Origin of the sequence: uncultured Pontibacter sp. (assembly GCF_947492645.1) — a bacterium.
Classification (GTDB): Bacteria; Bacteroidota; Bacteroidia; order Cytophagales; family Hymenobacteraceae; genus Pontibacter.
Genome location: NZ_CANLMZ010000010.1, coordinates 242133 through 258565, shown reverse-complemented (window position 1 = coordinate 258565; position 16433 = coordinate 242133). Strand labels below are relative to the sequence as shown.

The following is a 16433-nucleotide window of genomic DNA, read 5'->3' as shown; positions in this document are numbered from 1 at the left end:
TATTTTCGGGGCTGAATAAACTAATGCTATGACGGATTATCGTAAGATAAATAACCTCGTGGGCTGGGTCGTGTTCCTTATCGCGACTGCAGTATATGTACTAACGCTGGAGCCAACTGCCAGCTTCTGGGATGCAGGCGAATTTATTGCCTGCTCGTACAAACTTTTAGTGCCACACCCTCCGGGGGCGCCATTTTACCTGCTGCTTGGGCGAATGTTCTCCATGTTTGCCAGCGATGTAACACAAGTGGCATGGTGGGTAAACCTGCTTTCGGCGCTGTGTAGCTCCTTTACGGTGCTGTTCCTGTTCTGGACGATAACTATACTTGCCCGTAAGCTGATGGTGAAAGAGGGGGCTGAGCCAACGCAAGGCAATATTTTGCTGATAATGGGTAGTGGCGCAGTAGGTGCCCTGGCTTATACTTTCTCAGATTCAGCGTGGTTCTCAGCTGTAGAGGCCGAGGTATATGCCATGTCGTCGTTCTTTACCGCAATTGTTTTCTGGGCTATTCTGCGCTGGGAGGCAAAAGTAGGAGAGGCTCACTCTGATAAGTGGCTGGTTCTCATCGCTTACCTGGTTGGCTTGTCGATAGGAGCTCACTTACTAAACCTAGTAACAATTCCTGCCCTGGCGTTTATTTACTACTTCAGGTTGTATAAACCATCATTGGTGGGCGGCATTATTGCCTTTGCTATAAGTGCAGTTATTGTGGTGGCCATACTTTGGGGTGTAATACCAGGTCTGCCATCGGTAGCGGGTGCTTTCGAGGTTACTTTCGTAAATACATTCGGCATGCCGTTTAGCTCAGGCCTGATTGTGTTCCTGGTATTGTTGATCGCTGCCATTGTTTTTGGTCTTCGCTACTCCATCAAGCATAACAACCGTATCCTTAATACAGCGGTGCTCTGCTTTATTTTTGTCCTGATCGGGTATTCTTCTTACATGATTATCCCGATACGATCTTCTTACGACCCTACAATTGATGAGAATGATCCGGACGATATTATGACGTTCGTTTCTTACCTGAAGCGTGAGCAGTATGGCGATCGTCCGTTGCTTTACGGGCCGCAATACAATGCGCAGCCAGTTGATCAGCAGGAAAAAGCACCACGCTACATTAAAGGCAAAGACAAGTACATCGAAGTTAAAGGAGGCGTAGAGCCTATTTACGACAGCAAAGACAAAACTTTACTGCCGCGTATTTACAGCGATAACCCGCAGCACTTAGCCGAATACAAGAAATGGGTTGACCTGCGTGAAGGGCAAAGTCCGACATTTGGGCAAAACCTCAGTTTCCTGGTTAACTACCAGCTCGGGCACATGTACTGGCGCTACTTCCTCTGGAACTTTGTGGGCCGCGAGAGCGATGTGCAGCATGCCGGAGTACTCTGGTTTGGCAAATCTGACCCGAATGCACCGGATCGCGTGCTGGAAAGCGAAGCCAGAAACTGTTTTTACCTGCTGCCTTTGCTGATTGGTATACTAGGCCTGATCTACCAGGTTCGGAAAGATGAGCGGAATGCCTTTGTAGTAGGTTTGCTGTTCTTTTTTACCGGTATCGCCATCGCCTTATACTTAAACCAGCCACCAGTAGAGCCACGCGAGCGAGATTATACGTTTGCCGGTTCGTTTTATGCCTTTAGTATCTGGATCGGATTGGGTGTGATGGGCTTGGCAGACCTGCTGAACAAAGGAATAAAAAATAACAAGGTTACGGCTTCCGTAGCTACGTTATTGGGCTTGTTAGTGCCTGGTGTTATGGCTGCAGAAGGCTGGGATGACCATGATCGCTCAGACCGCTACCACTCCGTAGACTCCGCCAAAAACCTGCTGGACTCTTGTGCACCAAATGCCATCCTTTTCACGAACGGCGATAACGATACATTCCCGTTATGGTATGCGCAGGAAGTAGAAGGATACCGAACCGACGTTCGTGTAGCCGTGCTTAGCTATCTTAACACAGACTGGTACATCGACCAGATGCAACGCCAGGCCTATAAATCTGAGCCGTGGCCACTAACGCTTGAAAACCAGAATTACCGCCAGGGTATAAATGATTACCTGCCTTATGTAGAGCGTTCTCAGGTGGCTGCCGGTATAGACCTTAAACAGTATGTAGACCTGGTGAAGCAAAACCATCCGGCCTTGCAGGTGCAGTATGGTGCGGGTACTACCCTGCTTACATTCCCTACTAAAAACTTCTCGCTTGCAGTTGATAAGGCAAAGGTTGATGCCATGAACATCGTGCCTGAAGAGAAAGAAGGAGAGATCGTTGACCGCATGCAGTGGACGATCAACAAATCTATACTTGAGAAAAAGCACCTGATCATACTCGACCTTTTAGCCACTAATAATTGGGAACGCCCAATCTATTTCTCAACTACGGTAAACAGCGCCGATTTTATAGGCTTATCGGAGTACTTCCAGCTGGAGGGACTTGCTTACAGAGTTGTGCCTGTGAGAACCACAGAAGAAGGCAGCCAAGGCTTTGTAAACAAAGAGGTGATGTATGAGAACATGATGAAAGAATTCAAGTTCCGTAACTTCGACAGAGAAGACATCTTCTATGACGAGAATTATTACCGCTTCTCTGCCAACGCCCGTGATAAGTTTGCCAAGCTGGCAACAGCGTATCTGGAAGATGGAAATACTGCCCGTGCCAAAGAAATTCTGGACTATTGCTTTAAGGTGATGCCAGAAGCAGCGGTGCCTTATGATTATTACACTCCACAGTTTATACCATTGTTCAAAGCCGTTGGAGATGATCAAAAGGCAAAAGAGATAATGGACTCTATGGTGCAGAAGTCTACAAAATCCCTGGATTACTACTTTGCAAAGGGAGCCTTGTTTGATATGGAGATCCAGACAAACATGATCATTATGCAGCAGTTAGTAGGCATTGCAGAAGAAATGGGCATGAACGACCGAGCACAGCAGTTGCAGCAACAGTTTATGCAATACCTGCAGCGCATGCGACGTTAAACAAAAAGTAGTATTACACAGTAAAGAAAGCCGGGCCACAGTACTACTGCGGACCGGCTTTCCAGTTCTGGGCTTTAAAGAAAATTTGCTGTAGATGACACGCATACCTTTACCATTTGCCTCACTGCTTATACTAATAGGCATGTTTGCCTGTGGCACACCACAAGCTACGCGCTTACAGCCAGTTGTTGCGCGGCCTGTTGCCCCGGAGATTTCCATGAAGTATAACTTTTATGAAGCGAACGACAGCCTGCATTTTTATATGAGGTTTGAAGACGAGCAGGAGGTACTGGATGTGCTGCAATCTACCACGTCAGTAGAGTATTTTGTAAAAACAGGCCTGTCGGATCGAGATAAAGTACTGGCCGCAGACTCATTAGTGAAGCCAGCCAGAAAGATAACCGATATAGAGGGGCAGTTGCACATGTCGTTTACGATACCGGCAAGTATAATTGCTGAGCCTAATATTTTACATATAAGGATATGGCAGGCTTTGGTAGGGCAGGAGCGGATGGCCATACGGTATAGAATTCCGCTTAAAGCGCAAATGCTCGAAAAGAGTTACCTGCTTGTAAAGGTTAAAGACGAGAAACCCATCTTCGGAGACTATCTTAACACCTCGGATAAGATTTTTATACGCCAATATGATAGCCAGACACAACCACTAACAGTCCATTACTTTGAAGGCGATTTAGCACCTGCCTTGCCACCTATGTCTGCACAGCAGCGGGCAACCGCACCAGCCATGCCTGTGGCAGATACGCTTGCCTTTAGTGCCGGCGATACTGTTGGATTTGAGAGGGACGGCTTCTACCTTTTCGAGCCATCTTCTACCTTTGCCAAAGGAATATTGGTGCAGAAATGGGCATATCCGCAACTATCCATGGCGCAGGAATTATTGCAGCCCCTCATCTATATAACTACCTCAGCAGAGCGTGAGTCGTTGATGAATGCAACTGACGCAAAAGAAGCCATTGATAATTTCTGGCTTAAAGTAGCCGGCGACAAGGCAACTGCACGAGAGCTGATCAGGTCGTATTATGGGCGGGTAGAGAAGGCGAATACGCTTTTTACATGCCATAAACCCGGCTGGGCAACAGACAGAGGCATGATTTACATTATCTACGGCAAGCCCAATACCATTAGCCGCACAGGCAACACCGAAACCTGGATTTACCGCGAGTCGGAGGTAAGCCCTTATGTTAAGTTCGTTTTTAACAAAAAAGAGAATAACTTTACCAAAAATTATTATGAGCTGATACGGCACCGCGAGTACGAGGAAAGCTGGTACAGCACAGTAGCAAAATGGAGAGCAGGAATAACAGACAACATGTAGGCAACCGTTATAACGGCCCTAGAATACCCAAAGAAGAAAAGTTAGAAATGATTTTCGGTTCGCGGCCTATATTAGAGGCAATGCTTGCCGGAAAAACATTAGAGAAGATTTTCCTGCTGCGCGGTACGAAAAACCCGACTACTGACGAGATTATGGCAGAGGCCAAAAAGTATGATGTACCGGTTGCATCTGTGCCTTTGGAAAAGCTGAACAAGCTAACGCGCAAAAACCATCAGGGAGCCGTAGCCTTAATATCTCCTATTACATACTTGCCGCTATCAGAAATTGTAACCTCTCTTTTTGAGCAAGGCAAAACACCGCTGCTGCTTATACTTGACAGGGTAACTGATGTGAGAAACTTTGGTTCTATTGCCCGAAATGCAGAATGTATGGGAGTAGATGCCATTGTGATACCAAGCCGGGGAGGTGCACAGGTAAATGCGGATGCCATGAAAACCTCTGCTGGCGCACTTAACCTGGTACCTGTATGCCGCGAGCCAAACCTAAAGGATACTATTGATTACCTGAAAGACTACGGTGTTCAGATTGTAGCCTGTACCGAAAAAACGGAGCACATGATCACAGACTTTGCTGTTGATTTTTCAGGGCCAACTGCCATTATCATGGGTAGCGAGGAAGATGGTATTTCGCCGGAATATCTAAAGCGTGCCGATGTGCGTGTGCGTATCCCTTTAATGGGCCAGATTGGATCCTTAAACGTGTCTGTAGCGACAGGCATCATACTTTACGAAGCCATGAGCCAGCGCCTCCGCGAGAGTGGTTACTCAAGCTTGGGTAGCCTGGAGCCAAGATAAAGTTTATACTTTTAAATAAATTAGAAAAGGCAGCAGCTATACTTTAGCTGCTGCCTTTTCTAATTTACACGGCAATATAAGAGCAACCCAGTTTTTAGCTTTTCTATAAAGTATAAGTATAAAAAAACAGCCATTAACTAATGTGCTTTTACTGTGAGGGGTATAAAGCAAAAGGTCCTGAAGATTACTTGCTTCAGGACCTTTTGCTTTATTTACTTATACTTAGATATAATCTACGCCTTTTTTAGACTTGGCATCAGCCATAAACTCCTTTACTTTCTGCTCTTCAGATTTCTTGCAGATCATCAACACATTGTCATATTCTGCAACTATATAATCTTCTAAGCCTTGTAGCACAACCAGGCGCTCTTTAGGCGTTTTAATGATACAGTCCTTTGTGTCGTAAAGCAGCACCTCGCCATCTATCACGTTGCCGTTATCATCTTTGTCGTTTATCGTGTACAGCGAGTTCCAGGTGCCTAAATCAGACCAACCAATATCAGCAAGCAGCACAAATACATTATCTACTTTCTCCATAATGCCATAGTCAATAGACACGTTGCGGCATTGCGAATAAGCTTTAGTGATAAAATTCTGTTCCTGAGGCGAATTTAATGTGGTTACACCTTCCTCAAAAATCTCTGTGATCTCTGGCAGCTGTTGCCTGAAAGCGTTAAGTATACTTTTTACGTTCCAGATAAAAATACCAGAGTTCCAAACAAAGTCACCGCTGTTAATAAACATCTCGGCAAGCTCCAGGTTTGGCTTCTCGGTAAATGTCTTAACCTTTTTTATACTTTGGGACTCATCACCGATAAACTGGATGTAGCCGTAGCCGGTGTCTGGCCTGCTTGGCGTAATGCCTAGGGTTATCAGCACATCATCTTTGTCGGCAGCCGTTACAGCCTCTTTGATTACACTAGTGAACACATCCTGCTTTAGCACTACGTGGTCAGATGGCGTAACTACCAAGTTGGCGTTCGGGTTTAGCTGCGCTATTTTGTAAGACGCATAAGCAATGCAGGGAGCGGTGTTGCGGCCAATCGGCTCCAATAAGATCTGGTTATCCGTTAAAGACGGCAATTGCTGTTTTACAAGTGCCTCGTAATCTTTGTTTGTAACCACGTACACATTCTCAGGCGGGCAAATATCCTGAAAACGCTTTGCTGTCATTTGCAGCATGCTTTCGCCTATACCCAGCACATCATGAAACTGCTTTGGGTAGTTGGTACGGCTGAATGGCCAGAAACGGCTTCCGATGCCGCCGGCCATTATCACCACGTAAGTGTTCTTATCCATTTGTTTTATACAAGTCCTTCCTTCAGGAGATCGTGCAGGTGCACAAACCCCTCAAAGTTACCGGATTTAGTTACGATTAACTGTGTTATACTTTTATCCTGCATCATGGCAAGCGCTTCTGCGGCATACTGGTCCGGCTCTATTGTGAGAGGAGACGGTGTCATGATGTCGCTGGCTTTGATGCCCTCTGTTTTATCATACTTGTTAAGCATGCGGCGCAGGTCACCGTCAGTAATAATACCAACCAACTCTTTGCTTCCTTCTTTAACGACAGCGGTTGCCCCCAGCCTTTTAGATGAGATTTCAATAATAATCTCCTTTAACGAAGCGTTTTCATTAACGTTGGGTGCCTGGTTGTGACCATAAATATCGCCTACCATCAGGTAGAGGCGTTTGCCTAGCGAGCCACCTGGGTGCAGGTGCGCAAAATCGGCGCTGCTAAAACCACGGGCCTCCAGCAGGCTTACCGCAAGGGCGTCGCCCAAGGCAAGGGCAGCAGTAGTGCTGGTGGTAGGGGCCAGGTTATGTGGGCATGCCTCGCGCTCTACGTTAGCGTTAAGCACAAAATCTGCGCTCTGGGCCAGGTAGGAGTCTATACTTGAGACGATTGCAGCCAATTTAGAACCTTTGCGTTTAAGAAGGGGAACCAGAACTTTTATCTCTGGGGTGTTGCCACTTTTAGAAATGCAGATCACAAAATCATCGGGCTGTATCATGCCTAAATCACCGTGAATAGCATCAGCAGCGTGCATAAATATGGCCGGTGTTCCTGTAGAGTTTAGCGTGGCAACAATCTTGGTGGCGATGTTGGCACTTTTGCCAATACCGGTTACCACCACGCGGCCCTTAGAGTGTAAAATGGCTTCGACGCAACTTTCGAAACTTTCGTCGATAAAATCTGCTAGTCTGGCGATTGCTTCCGCTTCGGCTATTAAGACTTTTTTTGCTGTTAGGGCTATATTATTAACAAGATTCAAAGTAAATTTGTATTAAGGTACCCCAAAAGGTACATGCAATTGATTAATTTTCTGCAAGATTACATGTCAGTACAACAAGAGGTCAATCTCAAGAACAAATTAAAGGAAGTTTTTGGGTATAATCAATTTAGAGGAAATCAAGAGTTGATAATTAACAACATTATCAATGGCAAGAACACCTTTGTGATTATGCCTACAGGCGCCGGCAAGTCGTTGTGTTACCAACTACCTGCACTCTCCTTACCAGGCACAGCTATCGTTATATCGCCGCTGATTGCCCTTATGAAAAACCAGGTAGACCAGCTTAACGCCTTCGGGGTTAACGCACATTTTCTTAACTCTACCTTGTCTAAGGCAGAAATTAATAAAGTAAAGAAAGAGACGCTGGCTGGTGAGGTAAAGCTGCTGTATGTAGCCCCGGAATCGCTTACCAAAGAGGAAACCGTTGAGTTTCTGCGCAGCTCCAACATTTCGTTTGTGGCCATAGACGAGGCGCATTGCATCTCGGAGTGGGGGCATGACTTCCGGCCGGAATACCGCCGTATACGTGGCATTATAGACCAGATCGGTAACCTGCCAATTATTGCGCTTACAGCCACAGCCACCCCTAAAGTGCAGCTGGATATACAGCGCAACTTGCAAATGGACGAGGCTTCTGTGTTTAAATCGTCTTTTAACCGTACCAACTTATACTACGAGGTTAGGCCAAAGCACAATACTAAAAAGCAGCTTATCCAATATGTAAAAAGAAATAAAGGCAAAAGCGGAATTGTATACTGCCTAAGCCGCAAAAAAGTAGAGGAAATAGCGGAGTTGCTTCGTGTAAACGATGTAAGGGCATTGCCTTACCATGCAGGCCTGGATTCCAGCATAAGAATGGCCAACCAAGATGCTTTCCTGAATGAAGATGCTGATGTGATTGTGGCGACCATTGCATTCGGTATGGGCATTGATAAGCCGGATGTTCGCTTTGTGATCCACTACGACACCCCAAAATCTATAGAAGGATATTACCAGGAAACTGGCCGTGCCGGGCGCGATGGCATGGAGGGAAACTGTATCATGTATTACAGCTATGACGACATCGTAAAGCTGGAGAAATTCAATAAAGATAAACCGGTAACAGAGCGCGATAACTCAAAGCTGTTGCTGCAGGAAATGGCCTCATATGCCGACTCTGCAGTATGCCGCCGTAAGCAACTGTTGCACTACTTTGGCGAGGCTTACGAAAAAGATTGTGGTTTTTGCGATAACTGCCTGCACCCTAAAGAGCGTTTTGAGGCGAAGGAAGAGGCACAGCTGGCATTAATGGCAGTACAGCAAACAGGAGAGCGTTTTAGCATAGAGCACATTACAGCCGTGCTTACAGGTTTGCGTAACCAGTATGTAACCAGCTACGACCACGATAAACTCGATGTTTTTGCTAAAGGCAAAGACCACGATGTGCAGTTCTGGAGCTCTGTTATCCGCCAAGTCCTTCTATCTGAATATCTTGAAAAAGACATAGAAAACTTTGGGGTGGTAAAGCTGACGCAGAAAGGATTAGACTTTATAGCCAAACCGCAAAGTATACAGCTTACAAAAGACCATAATTACGAGCAGGAGGTAAAAGAAGACGAGGAGAAGGAAGAGACGCAGGCATCTGCCGGACACGATGAAGTGTTGTTTGACCTGCTGAAGACGTTGCGCAAGAAAATGGCGAAGGAGAAAAACCTGCCGCCGTACGTCTTGTTCCAGGATCCATCTTTAAAGGAGATGGCAACTGTTTACCCGACTACCAAAGAAGACCTGGCGCACGTAGGTGGTGTGGGTATGGGCAAGGTGCAGAAGTTCGGTAAGCCGTTCCTGGACCTGATCACGAAGTATGTAGAGGAAAACGACATTGTAACAGCTGCCGACGTGGTAGTTAAAACAACAGTTAACAAGTCGAAGATCAAGATCTACATTATTCAGCAGATTGACAAGAAGGTAGACCTGGAAGAGATTGCAGCTTCTAAGGACCTGACAATGCAGGAGCTGATAGAGGAAATCGAGCACATCTGCTACTCCGGTACAAAACTTAACCTGAACTACTATATCAATAATATACTTGATCAGGAACGCCAGGACGATATTTATGACTACTTTATGAATGCCAGTACTGATAATATCAGCGAGGCAGTAAAAGAGCTTGGCACCGACGATTTCTCAGAAGAGGATCTTCGCCTGATGCGCATCAAGTTCCTGTCTGAGTACGCGAACTAATCGGTTTGTGATGAAAGTATGACGAAGAACAAAAAGACCGTTGTGATTAAGCAGCGGTCTTTTTGTTTTAAAGAAGATGTAGATCAACAAAGTATAAAACTGCGGAATGTGCTGCGCCGGCAAGTATAAATTTATAACTTCGCAGCGGTACTTTTAGCAACGCTGAGTACAGGTATCAACAATCAGCAATTAGCAACCAAACTATGAATGTACTAATTATCGGATCCGGGGCCAGAGAACACGCCATTGCCTGGAAACTAAGCCAAAGCGAGTATTGCGACCAGATTTTTGTGGCACCCGGCAATGCCGGAACTTCTGAGTTTCATACAAACGCTGACATCAACATACATGACTTTGAAGAAGTAGCCAAGTTTGCCACAGACTTTAACATCATGATGGTGGTGATAGGCCCGGAGAACTCCCTGGTGGAGGGGATGCACGATTATTTCCAGGAAAAAGAATACCTGAAGCACATCCTGGTTGTAGGGCCGAAAAAAGCAGGAGCTATGCTTGAAGGGAGCAAAGATTTTTGCAAGGCTTTTTTCCAGAGGTACAATATCCCTACAGCGCGCTATCAAACCTTCACAGAGGAGACTTTTACCAAAGCCTGCGAGTACCTGAAAAACCACAGTTATCCTGCTGTACTTAAGGCAGATGGCTTGGCGGCTGGTAAAGGCGTAATTATTGCCCAGGATTACGACGAAGCTTATGATGCTTTAGATGCCATGCTACGCAACAAGCGTTTTGGTAATGCCAGCAGCAAAGTTGTAATCGAAGAGTATTTGCAAGGTATAGAGGTATCAGTTTTCATACTTACTGATGGTAAAGAGTATGTGCTGCTGCCGGAGGCAAAAGATTACAAGCGGATAGGCGAAGGCGACACAGGCCTGAATACAGGCGGTATGGGCGCCATTTCGCCGGTGCCATTTGTTGATGATGCCTTTATGGCAAAAGTGAAGGAGCGTGTAATTGAGCCAACGCTTAAAGGCATGCAGCAGGATAATATGGACTATTCCGGATTCCTGTTTATCGGGTTGATGAATGTAAATGGAGACCCTTATGTAATTGAGTACAATGTGCGCCTTGGAGACCCGGAGACAGAAGCTATACTTCCGCGCATAAAATCTGACTTGTTCGAAATGTTTAAGGCGCTCCACGATCATACCTTGGGAGCGTATAAATTAGAGATTGACCCAAGAGTGGCTACAACAGTATTCTTAGTGTCGGGAGGTTACCCTGAAGGCTTTGAGAAAGGAAAAGAGATTTCAGGCATAGAGAATGTGCCGCAGGATGTACTTGTTTTTCATGCAGGCACTAAAATGGTGGGCGATAAAATGGTAAGCAACGGTGGCCGCGTAATAGCTGTTACTGCCCTTGGCGATACCATGGAAGAAGCACTTGCAAAGGCTAACGCCGCCGCAGAGGCCATTACCTGGCAAGACCGTAACTACCGCCGCGATATCGGCCTAGATTTAAAGGGCATGCATGTATAGGTAAAAGTATAAAACGTTTAAAAGGGCAGCGGCCGGTACATTACATACCGGCCGCTGCCCTTTTACTTTAGATCTACTTTTGGTTAGCAGTAAGCTTCAAAAGCGCCTTTAAGATTATCTACAATGCGGTGCAGTTCATTGCCCTCAATGTGGTAACGCTCTATCATGTGCACCAGCTCGCCATCTTTAAATAATGCGATTGACGGTGATGATGGAGGGTAAGGCAGCATGTGCTCACGTGCTTTAGCTACTGCGTCCTGCTCCATGCCAGCAAATACAGTTACAAGTTTTGTTGGTGTTTTATCGCCGGCAGCTACAGCCATTTTAAGGGCAGGGCGTGCTTTAGAGGCTGCGCAACCGCAAACAGAGTTAACAGCTAACAATACAGTACCTTCAGTTTTCAGCGCTTGCTCTACTTCTTCAGGTGTCATCAATTGCTCAAAGCCAGATGAAGTTAAATCTTCACGAATTGGAGCAACCATATATTCAGGATACATTCCCATACTATTCAATATTTTAAGTAACTAACAATATGCTGCAAAATTAACAAATAATAACTAATTATAGTTGTTAGTGAGGGTACAAGCCAGGTAAATTTAGTTAGGAGCAGCTTAAAACAAAAGGATATGAATATTAATTTGTAATGTATTGTGAATCTATACTTTAGCCACAACTTCAGATAACCTGTTAAGTATAGCGAATTACAGAAAACCCTTAACAGAATACTTAAGTTAATTCTAATGTCTCACCCACAGAACATCAAGGCCTTTGTAAGGTACTATTACCTGGCCGCACGCGAAGGAAGAAGTGCAGAGATAATTGAGGTGCTAAACAGTAAAAGCCATACTGTTAAGGTGCCCATGTGGGAAGAGGACATACTTCTTGAACCTTTTCATACGCGTGCTTTAACAAGAAAAGAGGGTGCAGCATACAACAAGGCAGAAGTATGGAAGGTGTTTGAGGATTGGGAGGAGCTTTATGGCGACCATGAAAAGTACAGCGTTAGACAAAATGAGATGCTTGCGCTTGAGAATTTCAGAAACCAACTATACACATCTCAAAATAAAGTAGCCTGACCTCAGGAAGGTTACAAAGTTTAAAGCCAGGCATCAACCTATTACTAGTAGGGTAGTGCCTGGCTTTTTACTTTGTATATAGCATTAAGCTAGTACTTTGTAAAGTATGGCTCCAAAAATAATTTAGGGCTACAAGGCTATTTTGCATTGTTATACATGTAGCTTTGCATTGTGAGTAACTTAATCAAATACCTATTCCTGCTCTTCTCGCTTGTGTTTGCCTGCGCTGGCACAAGTGAGGGTAGTGATGCAAAAGTATTTGCTGCTGTTAAGGAGGTAAAGGCTAAGCATTCACCGGAAAGCTTGTCAGGAGATAAGTTTCACACCCCCCCGGGGCTTCAGCGCGCAGAAGAGAATCTAATTGTACAGAATAATTCCCCGGCCCCACCCTCCAAAAGCCAATCAAACAGTTTATTTGCATATCTTCATGCTCATGAGCTAAAGTTGCAATCCATTGCGACGCTTTACATTTTATTCTCAAAAGATATTCATCGCAGCTTGACAAGCGGCGACCTTATCTTCCCGTTTCACTATTTCTGGTAATCCATTTAATGTATTTGTTTCAGGCTAGGATTTGCTTAGCCAAATAAGGTTGTGCCGTTCAGCAACGTGTAGCGTGTGTTGGGTAGCGCAGTATGTTTTGCATTTACTTTAAAATATATAAAATGGATTTCGTAACAATAATTATCGGCTTAATTTCCCTGGCATTATTTATAGTGCCTATCATGTATATCTCCAGAAAGCAAAAGCAAGTAGCAGGCAAGGCAATGCAAGAGTTTCTTGCTTTAGCCGGGCAGCAAGAGTTAAGCCTCACAAAGTATGATTTCTGGAACCAGCGCTTTGCCCTTGGGCTTGATGAAAAGCAGCATAAACTCTTTTACTTTTGCAAGCAAGCAGATAAGGAGCAGGTCTTGCTGCTTGACTTAGCCGATGTAAAAAGCTGCGAACTAGTGAAAGATAGCAGAGAGGTTAACGACAATAAAATTATTGACCTGATTGCTCTACGGTTGTCATTTCGTGCTGCAAAGCCGCAGTTGCTGGTGTTTTATCAGAAAGAAGATAACATGCTTTTAGGTGGTGAACTGCAGCTGGCAACCAAATGGAGTGCTATTATAAGCGAAGCGCTAAAGAATAATGCTAATAAACAGGTGGCTTAGCTAAGTTCTAAACCGTTGTAGAGGTCTAAGTAGCTTTACACAACTAAACTAAAAAGGGTCGGGGGCTTGTGCTCCGGCCCTTTTTAGTTTAGCATAAAGCCTAAAAAAGCCTCTCAGATTTCTCTAAGAGGCTTTTCGTGGTCGCGAAGGGAGTCGAACCCCTAACCTTCTGATTCGTAGTCAGATGCTCTATCCAGTTGAGCTACGTGACCTTTTACCGTGATTGTGAGTGCAAAGTAAAGGCATTTTTTCTTACAGCGCAAGTCCTGATTGCACATTTTTTTAATTTTTAGCGCTAGCGTTCTTCAATGCTTTCTTCAGGGCGCGGTCAAAAACGAAGTATAAGCCGCCTATCGAAATGACTATCAGCGAGATTAAGAGTATATGCCCACCGGTGCCGCTGTCAGGGTCTTGCAATAATTTTATGATATCGTTTGCCTGCGTGCCTATCCAAAAAAAGAAAAGGGTGCGTGGCAGCATGCCAACTATACTTGCCAGGAAGAATTTTTTCTTGTTTACCTGCAGCAGCGAGAGCACAAAGTTCATCAAAGCAAAGGGAAGCACCGGCGAAATACGCGTTAAAAAGATCAGGCTCCAGCTTTGGTTGCGCAGTTCCTGCATCAGATTGCGGGCTTTTTCAAAGCGGTTCAGGAAACTCATCATTTTGCCATGATCTATTAACTGGGCAAGGCCGTAGCCAACCAGCGCTGCAATGCCATACGATACCACAATACCTGCAAAGCCGTTCCAACCCAGGTAAAAGCCGCTGACCAAGGCCACAAAGGTAGTTGGAGTTAAGGCAAGTGCCATTGTTACCGATATTACAGCAAAGTACAGCAGCATCTGCAGCCAGCTAAGCTCACGCAAAAAGTCCTGGTACTGGTAAAGTATAAACGCCAGCGTAGAGCTTACTACCACAGGCACCACCACCAAAAGCAACATCGATACAAACGTTGAGGCATTTTCACGTACAAGATTGCGCAGCAGGGGGAGTAACTTCATGCAGTAATTTTTAGTTTATACTTAGCAATAGACGAAATACAAAGGACAAAAGATTTTTGCGGCTTTAAAAGTGCTTTCTGTCGGGGCGGGGGCTAAGTATAAATGCCTGTGCTTTCTTCTTCCTTAATTTTTATAACTTGCAGCATACCGATCATTCTATAAAACATACTTTGAATATGAAATTCGGAACAAAAGCGATACACGCTGGCGTAGAGCCAGACCCAACAACAGGCGCCATCATGACGCCAATTTACCAGACATCAACTTACGTGCAGCGATCGCCAGGCGACCATAAAGGCTACGAATACTCGCGTACGCATAACCCAACCCGCACGCAGTTACAAAATGCGCTGGCTGCCCTGGAAAACGGCAAGCATGGCCTTTGCTTTGCTTCTGGTATGGCAGCCATTGATGCCATCATCAAACTGCTAAGCCCAGGCGATGAGGTTATTTCTACAAACGACTTGTATGGCGGCAGCTACCGTATTTTTACCAAGATTTTCCAGAACTACGGCATCAAGTTCCACTTTACCAACATGCAGGACCTGAGCAAGGTGGAGGCGCTGGTAAACGAGAACACCAAAATGATTTGGGTAGAAACGCCAACTAACCCGCTGCTGAACATCATTGATATCAAAGGCTGCGCAGCTATCACTAAAAAGCACAACCTGCTGCTGGTAGCCGACAATACCTTTGCAACACCATACCTGCAAACTCCTATTGACCTGGGTGCTGATATTGTGATGCACTCGCTTACAAAGTATATGGGAGGCCACTCTGACGTGGTTATGGGTGCCGTTATTGTGAAGGATGATGAACTGCATGATCGCCTTGCCTTTATACAGAATGCCTGCGGTGGCACCCCTGGCCCCCAGGACTGCTTTTTGGTGTTGCGGGGCATAAAAACGCTGCACCTGCGCATGGAACGCCATAGCCAGAACGGACGAAAAGTTGCAGAATTCCTGAAAAACCATCCGAAAGTAGAGAAAGTATACTGGCCAGGTTTTGAAGACCACCCGAACCACAGCGTTGCCAAAGAGCAGATGCGCGATTTTGGAGGCATGCTGTCGTTTGTGCTGAAAGGTGATAAGGTAGAGGATGCAACAAAGGTATTAGAAAACCTGAAGCTTTTTGCGTTAGCAGAATCTTTGGGAGGTGTTGAGTCGCTGTGCGGCCATCCAGCTAGTATGACGCATGCCAGCATTCCACGTGAAGAGCGTATGAAAGGCGGCTTAAGCGATTCGCTTATCAGGTTGAGTGTTGGCGTAGAAGACGCAGATGACCTTATTGCTGACCTGGAGTCTGCGATAGGATAGTCTTTCTTTGACAAAGGACTATTTGACAAAAGATTGCACTAATAGAGGCCGCCTGCAAAACTAATCTGCAGGCGGCTTTCTTTATTTAAGATGTTGATTTTTCCTTAACTTATAAGTCCTTTGTCTTTTGTCCAATAAATCCTTTGTCAAGAAAATGGCAGGCCAATTTATACTTTACAGAGAGCAACAGCGGTTTAAGCAATTCTGGCTTTGGGTAGTTATACTTGGCACAACGGCAATTTTTTGGGCGGGCTTTATTTACCAGGTGTTGTTAGGCGGAGCGTTTGGCAACAGGCCTGTAGCTGATGTGCAGCTGGCTATACTTTTCGCGTTGATAGGTGTGGGGATGCCTTGGTTTTTCTACAAAATGAAGCTGACTACAGAAGTAAGGCAGGGAGAGCTGCAAGTACGTTTTTGGCCTTTTCATGCGCGCCCTGTTACTATACCTCTGCACCTGGTGCGCGACTATGAGAAGATAACTTACAACGCCATTCGTGACTACGGAGGCTGGGGCATTCGGTGGGGCACTAAAGGGAAAGCCTATAATGTGTCCGGAGGAGAGGGGGTGCAGCTGCACTTTTATGACCGCGATCCCTTGCTGATCGGCTCTCAGAACGCAATTGCCTTATACAATGCCATTAAGCTGGCTAAAGAGCGCAAATGATTTATAGCTGCAAGCTTAACCTGTTCTCTCATCTACAGATGGCTACCTCTAAAAGCAAAAGCCGATGCCCT

14 protein-coding genes and 1 tRNA gene are annotated in these 16433 nt (G+C 45.4%); 10 read left to right on the top strand and 5 right to left on the bottom strand.

What is annotated here, in order from left to right; all coding sequences use genetic code 11:
• The first annotated feature begins 28 nt into the window (after positions 1-28).
• The 3 genes from Q1A23_RS16670 to rlmB all read left to right on the top strand — a co-directional run bounded on the left by Q1A23_RS16670 (position 29) and on the right by rlmB (position 5134).
• Positions 29-2983, top strand: coding sequence for a DUF2723 domain-containing protein (locus Q1A23_RS16670; protein ID WP_299825379.1), 2955 nt, complete (start codon positions 29-31; stop codon positions 2981-2983).
• A 94-nt stretch (positions 2984-3077) separates the two neighbouring features.
• On the top strand, positions 3078-4319 hold the full coding sequence (locus Q1A23_RS16665; RefSeq protein WP_299825377.1) for a GWxTD domain-containing protein: 1242 nt from the start codon (positions 3078-3080) through the stop codon (positions 4317-4319).
• Positions 4289-5134, top strand: a complete 846-nt coding sequence (rlmB, locus tag Q1A23_RS16660) for a 23S rRNA (guanosine(2251)-2'-O)-methyltransferase RlmB (protein WP_299825374.1) — start codon at positions 4289-4291, stop codon at positions 5132-5134. Before Q1A23_RS16665 ends, rlmB begins: the two co-directional genes overlap by 31 nt.
• A gap of 222 nt (positions 5135-5356) precedes the next feature.
• On the opposite strand, the gene Q1A23_RS16655 is transcribed toward rlmB, so the two are convergent.
• Both Q1A23_RS16655 and Q1A23_RS16650 read right to left on the bottom strand, forming a co-directional pair.
• A complete protein-coding gene (locus Q1A23_RS16655; protein WP_299825371.1) occupies positions 5357-6433 on the bottom strand; it encodes a mannose-1-phosphate guanylyltransferase in 1077 nt (358 codons plus the stop codon).
• 5 nt (positions 6434-6438) lie between these two features.
• Entirely contained in the window at positions 6439-7410 is a 972-nt protein-coding gene (locus Q1A23_RS16650; protein WP_299825368.1) for a KpsF/GutQ family sugar-phosphate isomerase, read from the bottom strand.
• Positions 7411-7473: 63 nt separating this feature from the next.
• Here Q1A23_RS16650 and recQ point away from each other — a divergent pair, with 63 nt between their 5' ends.
• Positions 7474-9654 carry a DNA helicase RecQ gene (recQ, locus tag Q1A23_RS16645; RefSeq protein ID WP_299825365.1) on the top strand — a complete coding sequence of 727 codons (2181 nt, stop codon included), beginning with the start codon at positions 7474-7476 and terminating at the stop codon, positions 9652-9654.
• Between the two features lie 203 nt (positions 9655-9857).
• The gene (gene purD, locus Q1A23_RS16640; protein WP_299825362.1) at positions 9858-11147 is read left to right on the top strand and encodes a phosphoribosylamine--glycine ligase; all 1290 of its coding nucleotides are present in this window, start codon (positions 9858-9860) and stop codon (positions 11145-11147) included.
• A gap of 83 nt (positions 11148-11230) precedes the next feature.
• On the opposite strand, the gene Q1A23_RS16635 is transcribed toward purD, so the two are convergent.
• Positions 11231-11644 carry a BrxA/BrxB family bacilliredoxin gene (locus Q1A23_RS16635; protein WP_299825624.1) on the bottom strand — a complete coding sequence of 138 codons (414 nt, stop codon included), beginning with the start codon at positions 11642-11644 and terminating at the stop codon, positions 11231-11233.
• Positions 11645-11887: 243 nt separating this feature from the next.
• Here Q1A23_RS16635 and Q1A23_RS16630 point away from each other — a divergent pair, with 243 nt between their 5' ends.
• The 3 genes from Q1A23_RS16630 (at position 11888) to Q1A23_RS16620 (ending at position 13380) form a co-directional block, all read left to right on the top strand.
• The gene (locus Q1A23_RS16630; protein WP_299825359.1) at positions 11888-12223 is read left to right on the top strand and encodes a hypothetical protein; all 336 of its coding nucleotides are present in this window, start codon (positions 11888-11890) and stop codon (positions 12221-12223) included.
• Between the two features lie 171 nt (positions 12224-12394).
• The gene (locus Q1A23_RS16625; protein ID WP_299825356.1) at positions 12395-12766 is read left to right on the top strand and encodes a hypothetical protein; all 372 of its coding nucleotides are present in this window, start codon (positions 12395-12397) and stop codon (positions 12764-12766) included.
• A gap of 122 nt (positions 12767-12888) precedes the next feature.
• Positions 12889-13380: a hypothetical protein gene (locus Q1A23_RS16620; RefSeq protein WP_299825355.1), complete on the top strand. Its 492-nt coding sequence runs from the start codon at positions 12889-12891 to the stop codon at positions 13378-13380.
• Positions 13381-13518: 138 nt separating this feature from the next.
• On the opposite strand, the gene Q1A23_RS16615 is transcribed toward Q1A23_RS16620, so the two are convergent.
• Positions 13519-13592: transfer RNA gene (locus Q1A23_RS16615), tRNA-Arg, on the bottom strand.
• Positions 13593-13662: 70 nt separating this feature from the next.
• A complete protein-coding gene (locus tag Q1A23_RS16610) occupies positions 13663-14382 on the bottom strand; it encodes a VTT domain-containing protein (RefSeq protein WP_299825352.1) in 720 nt (239 codons plus the stop codon).
• Between the two features lie 170 nt (positions 14383-14552).
• Here Q1A23_RS16610 and Q1A23_RS16605 point away from each other — a divergent pair, with 170 nt between their 5' ends.
• Positions 14553-15698 (top strand): cystathionine gamma-synthase, encoded by a 1146-nt coding sequence (locus Q1A23_RS16605; protein WP_299825349.1) that lies wholly within the window; start codon positions 14553-14555, stop codon positions 15696-15698.
• A 154-nt stretch (positions 15699-15852) separates the two neighbouring features.
• Complete coding sequence (locus Q1A23_RS16600; RefSeq protein WP_299825342.1) at positions 15853-16362, top strand: DUF6141 family protein; 510 nt, start codon at positions 15853-15855, stop codon at positions 16360-16362.
• The last annotated feature ends 71 nt before the right edge of the window (positions 16363-16433 follow it).